A 2,029-nucleotide genomic window follows, 5' to 3' on the forward strand; every position below is an offset into this window, starting at 1 on the left:
TTGTCTATTGATGACGTTGTTAGATAAATGCCTTTTAATTCGGAGGCTTTTTTGTTGGGGAAATTCATGACCGGTTAAAAGGAAGGAAAGCAGCACCAAGTTTGACTATCCCTTTATGAAGAAAACATGCTTACAGTGTTGGCACTGGCATTTTTGTTCATTTCTTTTGGTGAAGTTCCTTTCAGGAAATGTTCTTTTTACTCGGGCAATGGCTCGTTCTTCTTTGCATTTAGGACATGTATAAGCAAAAATCATTGGTCTCCTTTCTGGAAGTAACATCTCATTTTATTGCTAACTTTACTTTTTAGTCCAATATGAAGCAAGTTTCTATAATGTTGTACGGTATTGAACGGTCGATTTACCATAACGGCACTTAATCTGCACCGCGATTTAGAAACAAAAAAGGCTCCCACTGGGGAGCCTTTTTTGTTTGGGAAAGCCATGACCGGTTAAAAGGATCATTGAGATCAATCGCTTTTGGGATTAATCTATTTCCCAGATGTGAAAAAACCAGCTTTGGCGAGCTGGTTTATTTCGGAATACTTAAACGATTTCAGAACCCGTTAAGTCCTTTCATGATAGCTATATCACGCAAGCACTTCAAGTACTCCTGCACTCTGTTTGGATTCAAGATGTTTTGGACAGAGCGACGCGCATCAGCCACCGACCAAGGGATATTCCAAAGGTGGCATGGTAAAGGCACTAATCAGAACTAAGCAAACGCTCGATAAATCCGCCCCTTGTAGCTGCTAGAGGGGATAAGCGGGAAAGGAATAAATGATTAGTGTTGTGAGACCGGAATGGGGGCGTAAAGCCTAACTCACAGCGCAGGGCAGCCCGAAAGGGTAAGAGACAAATCCCAATCTGAAAGCGACCATAGATATACCCAAATCACTCATAAAATTGAGTCGACATGGGTAGGGGTCGGCGCAGCCGAAAGGCTCAAAAACTTATATCGTTGTACCCTTTATGTTCCAATATTGTACCGCTCGGCGCAGTGTGTGAGTAAGCGAAGCGTCCGAACATCGAGCAAGCGGAAAACCACCTTATCTAGACCTTGGCACTGTCCCTGAATATTCCTTTCTAACTCTTCTTTCGCTTGTTTTTTGTGCTAATCTCATTTGATGATTTTGTTTTAAGCCAGCATACACAGAGTGCACTCGCTACGCTCGTTTCTCTGTGAGCTGGAAAGGGGCGCTAACGCCCCCTTTACCCCAGTTAACCACTTCGAGAAGTGACCTCGTTCCGAGCTAACTTCCCTCAGAGGCTAGGAGAATTTTTCGTGGATAAACGAGAGAAGATAATCAAAATCAGAGCAACCGATGATGAGTACTCAGCATTAATGGAGCGAAGTCCAAAACCTCGACTTGCTGAATGGATGCGTGAATATTGCTTAGGGGCAAAAGTCCCCCGAGCGAATCAAGTTCCCAATGTCGATCCGGCCTTGTTGAGGCAGCTTTCTGGAATGGGCAATAACTTAAATCAAATTGCACGAGCTATTCACAGTCAAGATTGGAAGCCGGTTGATCGAGTTCAAATCATTGCTGCGTTATCGAGTCTTCAGCGTGAGCTGAATTTGATGAGAATGGAGAACGCACACGATGATAGTTAAATTTCATGCTAGGGGCGCTGGTAGAGGATCGGGACCAGTCGATTATTTACTAGGAAAAGACCGCGTTCGTGACGGTGCCACTTTAGACCGTGGTGATCCTGATGTGATTCAAGATTTGATTGATTCCAGTCCTTACGCGAAAAAGTACACCTCTGGCGTTTTGTCATTTGAGGAGTCCGACCTTGATCGGACGACCAAAGATAAAATCATGTCGAGTTTCGAGAAAGCATTGTTACCTGGTCTCGATGCGGATCAATATTCTTGTCTTTGGGTTGAACATCGAGACAAGGGGCGCTTGGAGCTGAATTTTGTTGTGCCTAATGTTGAACTGTTATCAGGAAAAAGATTACAGCCTTATTTTGAAAAGGCAGATAAGCCTCGAATTAACGCATGGAAGATTGCAACGAATGCCATTTT

The 2,029-nt window shown here is 43.8% G+C and carries 2 protein-coding genes; both read left to right on the plus strand.

Annotation, left to right across the window (positions count from 1 at the left end):
* Positions 1-1,282: 1,282 nt before the first annotated feature.
* The gene (locus tag AB6D07_RS22860) at positions 1,283-1,612 is read left to right on the plus strand and encodes a MobC family plasmid mobilization relaxosome protein (RefSeq protein ID WP_372007108.1); all 330 of its coding nucleotides are present in this window, start codon (positions 1,283-1,285) and stop codon (positions 1,610-1,612) included.
* Positions 1,602-2,029 (plus strand): relaxase/mobilization nuclease domain-containing protein (locus AB6D07_RS22865; RefSeq protein WP_372140763.1); only part of this gene is annotated, 428 nt, incomplete at its 3' end. The genes AB6D07_RS22860 and AB6D07_RS22865, both read left to right, overlap by 11 nt.

Origin of the sequence: Vibrio sp. 10N.239.312.C11 (assembly GCF_041466065.1) — a bacterium.
Lineage (GTDB): Bacteria > Pseudomonadota > Gammaproteobacteria > Enterobacterales > Vibrionaceae > Vibrio > Vibrio tasmaniensis_A.